6 protein-coding genes are annotated in these 7,173 nt (G+C 74.0%); 1 reads left to right on the top strand and 5 read right to left on the bottom strand.

Translation table 11 applies throughout. The annotated features are described in order from the left end of the window. Window positions 1-340: 340 nt before the first annotated feature. From ACLBX8_RS11625 to ACLBX8_RS11610, 4 genes are all read right to left on the bottom strand, one after another. Window positions 341-1,837 (bottom strand): diguanylate cyclase domain-containing protein, encoded by a 1,497-nt coding sequence (locus tag ACLBX8_RS11625; RefSeq protein WP_447699373.1) that lies wholly within the window; start codon window positions 1,835-1,837, stop codon window positions 341-343. 358 nt (window positions 1,838-2,195) lie between these two features. Continuing rightward, complete coding sequence (locus ACLBX8_RS11620) at window positions 2,196-3,314, bottom strand: metallophosphoesterase (RefSeq protein ID WP_447699210.1); 1,119 nt, start codon at window positions 3,312-3,314, stop codon at window positions 2,196-2,198. Window positions 3,315-3,475: 161 nt separating this feature from the next. Beyond that, complete coding sequence (locus ACLBX8_RS11615; RefSeq protein ID WP_056530626.1) at window positions 3,476-4,117, bottom strand: HAD-IA family hydrolase; 642 nt, start codon at window positions 4,115-4,117, stop codon at window positions 3,476-3,478. A gap of 179 nt (window positions 4,118-4,296) precedes the next feature. Continuing rightward, the gene (locus tag ACLBX8_RS11610; RefSeq protein WP_447715128.1) at window positions 4,297-5,478 is read right to left on the bottom strand and encodes an alanine racemase; all 1,182 of its coding nucleotides are present in this window, start codon (window positions 5,476-5,478) and stop codon (window positions 4,297-4,299) included. A 95-nt stretch (window positions 5,479-5,573) separates the two neighbouring features. Between ACLBX8_RS11610 and ACLBX8_RS11605 the strand changes: the two genes are divergently transcribed. Beyond that, entirely contained in the window at window positions 5,574-6,527 is a 954-nt protein-coding gene (locus tag ACLBX8_RS11605; protein WP_020094934.1) for a LysR family transcriptional regulator, read from the top strand. Between the two features lie 60 nt (window positions 6,528-6,587). Here ACLBX8_RS11605 and ACLBX8_RS11600 read toward each other — a convergent pair whose 3' ends face one another. Further along, entirely contained in the window at window positions 6,588-7,127 is a 540-nt protein-coding gene (locus ACLBX8_RS11600; protein ID WP_447715127.1) for a L,D-transpeptidase family protein, read from the bottom strand. Window positions 7,128-7,173 lie beyond the last annotated feature (46 nt).

Here is a 7,173-nt window from a genome sequence, read left to right as displayed (position 1 = left end):
TCTGGGGGTGAGCCTGACGGGGGCGGTCGCCGAGGGCGTGCGGCTGTCGGTGGGCTACACCGGCGACGTCCGCCCGGGCGCCACCGCCCAGGTGTTCACCGCAGGCCTCCAGGCCGCGTGGTGAGGGCCTCTTGAGCCACGCTCCCCGTCGCGGCCGGGTCGCTCCCGGCACCCGTGCCGAGCCCGCAGCATCACGCCGCGCACGCCGGCGTGGTCGGCGCGCTTCCGCCGCCTCGCCATCCGCTCCGGGCGGCGCGACGATCTCCGCGCGCCTTCGCCCATCCCGTCTGCGCCCTCGTCCGCCGGACCCGGGCCAGAGGGTCGTGTGGCCGACTCTGCGTCAGAGGCGTCGGTGAGGAGCCAACTCGAGAGCGGACGCGCCGCGAACCGGCGTGGCAGTCTGATCCGTCGCGGCCGAGTAGGTTTCAGCCGTCCCCTTCTGCTTACGCTTCGCGGCGTAGAGGGCCGCGTCGGCGTGGCGCAGCAGCACGTCGCGGTCCTGTCCGGCCTCTCGTGACCGCGCGAGGCCGATCGTTCCCGTCACCCGCGCGATCTGACCCTGCCCTTTCACGACCATCTCGAGGTCGTGCAGGAGGCGCCGCACCATCGCCTGCACGCCCGCGCCATCGCAGCCGGCAGGCACCAGGATCGCGAATTCGTCGCCCCCCAACCGTGCCGGGAAGCAACCGGCGTAGCAGGGCGCGCGCAACCGCTCGGCTACGCAACGCAGAACCTCGTCGCCGGCCGCGTGCCCGAGGCGATCGTTCACGCCCTTGAAGCCGTCGAGGTCGATCAGGAGGACAGCCACAGCGTCGTCGGAAGCGCGCGCCTCGCGCAGCCGCGCGTCGAGCGCGCGGTGGAATTCGGCTCGGTTGGCGAGTTGCGTCAGGTCATCGGTGCGCGCCTGATGGCGAAGACGCTGCTCCAAGCTGTGCCGTTCGGTGATGTCCTGGATCAGGCCGATGAGGGCGACGGGCTTACCCTTGACCAATTCGATCTCGCAGGAGCACCGCACGCGCCGGGCATTGCCCTTGGCGGTCACGAAATCGGCGTCCATCTCGAACGGCTCGCCCGTGTCCAGCACGCGCCTGACGGCCGCGCGGAAGAGGGCGCGATCGGGCTCGGGAAAGAAGTTCATGATCGCGCCAATCGGCACACCGCCGCTGACGGGCAGCTCGTGAATGACGAAGACGCCGTCCGACCAGGAGGTCGACCGCGTCTCGATATCGTAGCGGTACGAGCCCATCTCGGCCATGCGCTCCACCTGCTTGAACTGGCGGCGCTCACGCTCCAGGCCCTCGACGGCCATCCGGCGCTCTTCGGCAGCCTCGGCTGCGCGCAGGGCCACGGCGCGCGCCTCGATCAGCGCCTCCGCGACGCAGGCCAGCTCTTCGAGCACCTCTAGGTCTGTCGCCGTCGGCTCGCGGGGCTGTTCGTCGAGGACGCAGAGCGTGCCGATCGTGATCTTGTCGCCGTCGGCTTGCCGGACGCGGACCGGCACGCCCGCGTAGTAGCGGATGTACGGGGCGTTCGTGACGAAGGGGCTGGCCACGAAGCGAGGGTCGAGGCTGGCATCCGCCACGATCAGCGGAGCCTCCGTCTCGAACACGACGGGGCAGAACGCCTGGGCACGCGGCGTCTCGGCCGCCAAGGGACCGCAACGCGCCTTGAACCACTGGCGCTCCGGGTCGATCAGGGTGATCGAGGACATGCCGGTGCCGAGCATGCGCTGCGCGAGCCTGGCGAGTGCGTCGAACTCGCGCTCCGGCGGCGTGTCGAGGAGGGCGATCTCGGTCAGCGCCTGCTGGCGGAGTGCCTCGCGCTGGGTATTCGATATGGTCCCCTGCAGCACTGTTCGACCTCGCCGGAGCCAAGAGGGTATCCGGGGGATACGACGAGAAGGTTTAATCGAGGGTGCGATGGCCTGACCTTTCGTCGAGGCCCGGCTTCGTCCTGGGACTGGCGCTGTCCGGCACGCGCGCAGGGGCCGCTCTCACCGCTCTTCTCCCGCGAGCCGGCTGGCAGCTTCCGAGCGGGGGCGATCCGGCAGCGACCCGGGGTAGCCGTTCCGACGAACATGGCCCCTCCCGGGGGAAACAGCCGAGTGTCCGGCGATGCGGGCTTCGGCCGGCGCTGGGGCCTCCCGGGCCTGGATCGCTGACCCGTGCGGGAAGCCGCGCGGCGGCGCGCGCGCGTCAGGTGGCTGCCCGCAGGGTGATCCGCGTCAGCTCCGACGGACGCCCGAGCCGGAGGGCGAAGCCGGGCCAGAGCCCGGTGCCGTTGCTGACGTAGAGCCGCATGGCCCCGACCCGGTACGCCCCCGAGACGAACCCGGAATTGCCGCGCGCCACCAGCCGGTCCAGGCCGCGGATCATGCCGCCGTGGGTGTGGCCGGAGAGTTGGAGCGCGACGCCGCGCGCCGCGGCCCGCGCGGCGTTGGCCGGCTGGTGGTCCAGCAGAACGATCGGCGCGCCCGGCGGTGCGCCCGCCAGGGCCGCGTCGAGGTCGGGCCCCGGATGTCCCGTGGCGGGCGCGGAGCGGTCGGTGACGCCGGCCAGCACCAGCGCGTCGCCCCCGCGCCTCAGGATCGTGTGGGCGTTGGCGAGGACGCGGATCCCCAGGCCCGCGAGATGGCGCATCCAGGCGTCGTGGTCGAAGAAGTACTCGTGGTTGCCGGGCACGGCCCAGACACCGTCGCGCGCGCGCAGGGCCCGCAGCGGCGCGACGTCGTCTCGCCGGGCCTCCAGCGAACCGTCGATGAAGTCGCCGGTCACGACGATCAGGTCGGCCTGGAGGGCGTCGGCCCGCGCGACGACGGCCCGCGCCCAGGCGGCCGGGAACAGGCGACTGATATGCAGGTCGGTCAGGTGCAGGATCGTGTAGCCGTCGAGGCCGGGGCGCAGGTCCGCGATCGCGACCGGGACGTCCTTCAGGGGCGGCACGCGCACGGCCTGCCACACGGCGAGGGCCGAGAGGCCGGCGGCCGTCGAGGCCACCGCGATGCGCCAGGCGGTCGGGATCGCCCAGCCGCCCCCGGGCAGCGCCAGCGAGATCAGCGCGACGGCATCGAGGGCGAGCTGCATCACCGCCGCCAGCGCGATCGCACCGAACGCCCAGTTGAACAGGATCACGATCGGGCGCGGGAATTCGGGCGCGAAGACCGACCCGGAGGAGAGGCGGCTCCACAGGTGGTACTGGGAGGCGACCAGGAGGAGCCCGGCGAGGCCGAGCCTGAGCGCGAGCGGCACCGGCTGGGGCCACACCACCCGCGCGATGACGTAGGCCGCGGGCAGGCTGGGGATGAGGCGGATCATGGGCGGCTACATGGACCGGGCGACGGCCGAAAGGCAAAGCTCGCGCCGAGCCGCCCGGTGCGCGGCGGCACATGCGGTCGCCTCGCGTGAGTCGGGAGGTGCCCTCGGCCGGCCCGTCGCCCGCCCCGCCTTCCCCCCACCGCGCCCGGAGATTGTCGGCGTCAGCGCGCGCCCGGATCGAACCAGGCGCGCAGGGGATCCAGGGTGGTCTCGTGCGCCAGCGGAGGCGACGCGCCGTCCGGGGCCGCCATGCCCACGCGGTCGTGCCAGTACGTCGCCAGCCCCACCCGCGCCGTGCCCACGAGGTCGAAGGCCGAGCCCGCGACGAACAGGCAGCGCGCCGGCTCGACCCCGAGGGCCTGCAGTCCCAGCCGGTAGGGACGCGGATCGGGCTTGTAGAACCCGGCGCGCTCCGCCGTGACGACCGCGTCGAGCTCGACCCCCAGGCAGCCGGCGGCGATGCGACCCAGACGTTCGGAGCAGTTGGTCACGACGCCGAGCCGCACGGAGCGCGCCGCGAGCGCCTGCAGGGTCTCCGTCACGCCGGGCCAGGGCCGGAGCTCGCCGTAGCGGTCCTCGAGGTCCGCCGCGAGGCGGCGCGGCAGGCCCACCGCCGCGGCGGCCTCGGCGACGAGATCCTCGTAGGGCCGGTACGCCCCCGTCCGGTAGGTGATCCGCAGGTACTCCGCCCGCCACCGGCGGCCGGCTTCCGTGCTGCCGGCGACCGAGTCCCACAGGGACCAGCTGTCGAGCAGGGCCGTCAGGAGGTCGAACAGGACGGCGTCGAACCGATGGGCTGTCATGATGGGCTTCTCCTTCCGTATCGGGCGCCGCATCGGGCGGCGTCGGTGCCGGGGGCCTCGGGCCGCGCCGAGAAGGGCGGCGGTCACGCGCCTCGCGGTGTCCGGGATGGCTCCCGCCGCGTCCGGCGCCGCCGGGCGCTCGCGAGGCGCCCGATCCGCGACGTCACGGTCGGCGCCGCCTACCAGCCATTGATGCGCGGCCAGACGGCGGCGACCCGCCCGTCGGCGTCGAGGACGTGATAGCGGTCGTACTGGGCGCCCGTCGCGCAGGCGTGGTTCGGCAGGACGCGCACACGGTCGCCGATGGCCAGGTCGGGGAGGGCGGCGCGGGAGCCCGGGCGCAGGGCGAGGATGCCGTGCTCCTGGTTGGCGTCGGCGACGATCAGGTCCGGGTAGGGGCGGCCGGCGCGGTCGCAGACCACGCCGTAGCCCTGATCGACCGCCTGCCGGGCCGTGCCCCGGTCGCGCGACAGCGCCATCCAGCCGGCATCGGTGATGATCCAGCCCTTGTCGCGGCGGTGCCCGATCACGGTGGCGAGCACGCTCACCGCGATGTCGTCGACCGCGACGGAGCCGACGCCGGCCTGGAACAGGTCGCCGAACATGAACACGCCGGCACGGACCTCGGTGATCCCGTCGAGGTTCCGGGCGTAGCGCGCGGTCGGCGTAGAGCCGACGCTCACCACCGGGCACGGCAGGCCCGCCGCGCGCAGGAGGGTGGCCGCCGTCACCGCCGCCGCGCGCTCGCCCTCCGCCGCCGCGGCGAGATCCTCGGGATCGCTGAGGCCGTAGCTGTCGCCGGCGTGGAGCAGCACGCCGCGCAGGTCCGCCCCCGCGCCGAGCGCGCGCCCGATCGCCACCAGCAGCGCCGCGTCGGCCGGCTTCACGCCTGAGCGATGCCCGTCGGCGTCGACCTCGATCAGGACCGGCAGACGGTCGCCGGTCCGCGCGGCCCAGGCGGCGACCGCGTCCGCCTGCTCGATCGAGTCGAGCACCACGGCGAGGTCCGCACCCCAGCGGCGCCGGACCGCTCCGACGCGGTCGAGCTTCTGCGGGGCGATGCCGACGCCGTAGATCATGTCCCGGACCCCGCCCTCGGCGAAGTACTCGGCCTCGCGCAGGGTCGAGACGATCGCCGGGCCGGCCGGACCGGTCATCGCCAGGCGGGCGACGTCGATCGACTTCGCCGTCTTCAGGTGCGGCCGGAAGGCGACGCCCAGCCGGTCCAGGTGCGCCCGCAGCCCCGCGAGGTTCGCGCGCAGCCGCGCCTCGTCCAGGAGAAGGCACGGTGTCTGAAGAGGACCCGACGCCCCGTCGGCCTCCGCTGACGGCACCTGCGCCCCGACTCCGGTGTCCGGCATGTCCACGCCTCCCTGTCTCGCTGCCGGGTGACAGATCATGCCGGACCGGCAGACGCCATTAATCTGTTCGGCATTCTGGATTAAGGTCGGCCTTAATGCTCGACACCGACGATCTCCGCTTCTTCGTCGCGGTCGCGGCCAGCCCGTCCCTGGCCGCCGCGGCGCGCAGCCTGAACGTGTCGCCCCCCGCCGTGACGCAGCGGCTGCGCAGCCTGGAGAAGCGGCTGCGGGTCCATCTGGTGGACCGGTCCGGCCGCGGCCTCACGCTGACCGACGAGGGGGAGCTGCTGGCCGAGCGCGGTCGCGACCTCCTCGGCGCCTTCGACGATCTCGCCGACGCCCTGGCCGAGCGCGTCGGCGCGGTGACCGGACATCTGCGCGTCGTCGCCCCGCTCGGCTTCGGGCGCCGCTACGTGGCCCCGGTCGTGACGGCGTTCCGGCTGCGGCATCCGGGCGTGCGGATCGACCTGCTACTCTCGGATCGCCTGGGCCGCATCCCGTCCGAGACCTGGGACCTCGCGATCCACGTCGGTGAGATCAGGGAGGCGACCCCGAGCCTGACCGTGCGCGCCCTCGCGCCGAACGACCGGATCCTCTGCGCGGCGCCCGCCTACCTGGCCCGGCATCCGGCCCCGCGCGTGCCGGCCGACCTGCGGGATCACACCTGCATCGCGCTGCGCGAGAACGACGAGGACGTGACGCTCTGGCGCTTCCGCGCGGCGGAGGGCGCCGAGGTCCGCGTCAGGGTGGATGCGGCCTTGGTCAGCAACGACGGCGACGTGGTGCGGGGCTGGGCCCTCGCGGGCCTCGGCGTGATCGTGCGCTCGGAATGGGATGTCGCCGACGACCTGCGCGCGGGGCGGCTGGCGCGCCTGCTCGAAGGCTACGCCCTGCCGTCGGCGCCGGTCGTCGCCCTGCTCGGCTCGGAACGGCGGTCGCGCGCGGCCCGGACGGAGCGGTTCCTCGAGGCGCTCCGGCGCTCGTTCGATCCGCTCCCGTGGCGCCCGCCCGCGGGGCCGGGCGCGGCCGCCGGGGATGCGGGGCCTTGAGGTGCCCCGGCCGCGCGCCGTCCGGCCCCGAACGCTCCGCCCGGCGACGCCCGATCCCGCTCAGCTCCGGATCTCGATCGGCGTGCCGACCTCGACCCGCGCGTAGATCGCGCGGGCCTCGGCGTTGGTCACGCCCACGCATCCATCCGTCCAGTCGATCAGACGATGCAGGCGGCCGACCCAGGAGAAGCCGTTCCTCAGACCGTGGATCATGATGTCCCCGCCGGGCGGCACGCCGGCCGCGGACGCCGCGGCGCGGTCGGCGGCGTCCGGATAGGAGATCCGCAGCGCGAGGTGGGCGATGCTGTCCGGGTTCTTGCCCGCGATGCGGTAGCGGCCCTCGGGTGTTCGGCCGTCGCCCTCCATCGCCTTCGGGCCGACCGGCGCGAAGGCCAGCGAGACGCGGTAGACCGCCAGGACGCGTCCGCCGCGCAGCAGCGTCAGGCGCCGCTGCGCCTTCTCCACGCGGACGAGATCCGCGCGCTCGGCTTGCGGCACCAGGCCGGGGGCCGCGGAGCCCGCGGGACCGTCGGCCGTCCCGAAGAGGAGGGCGAGCGGCGCGACGCAGAGGATCGGTCCGACGAGGTGGCGGCGTCTCATCGGCCGATCCTACGGGGCAGGCGCTTCACGGCCAAACGACCGGGCC

Source organism: Methylobacterium sp. D48H (assembly GCF_053345715.1).
This window is presented reverse-complemented; position numbering and strand designations above follow the sequence as displayed.

Excerpts from the sequence above, each read along its gene's own strand:
- ACLBX8_RS11620 (WP_447699210.1), bottom strand. The coding sequence starts at position 3,314 with ATGATCCGCCTCATCCCCAGCCTGCCCGCGGCCTACGTCATCGCGCGG.
- ACLBX8_RS11615 (WP_056530626.1), bottom strand. The coding sequence starts at position 4,117 with ATGACAGCCCATCGGTTCGACGCCGTCCTGTTCGACCTCCTGACGGCC.
- ACLBX8_RS11610 (WP_447715128.1), bottom strand. The coding sequence starts at position 5,478 with ATGCCGGACACCGGAGTCGGGGCGCAGGTGCCGTCAGCGGAGGCCGAC.
- ACLBX8_RS11605 (WP_020094934.1), top strand. The coding sequence starts at position 5,574 with ATGCTCGACACCGACGATCTCCGCTTCTTCGTCGCGGTCGCGGCCAGC.
- ACLBX8_RS11600 (WP_447715127.1), bottom strand. The coding sequence starts at position 7,127 with ATGAGACGCCGCCACCTCGTCGGACCGATCCTCTGCGTCGCGCCGCTC.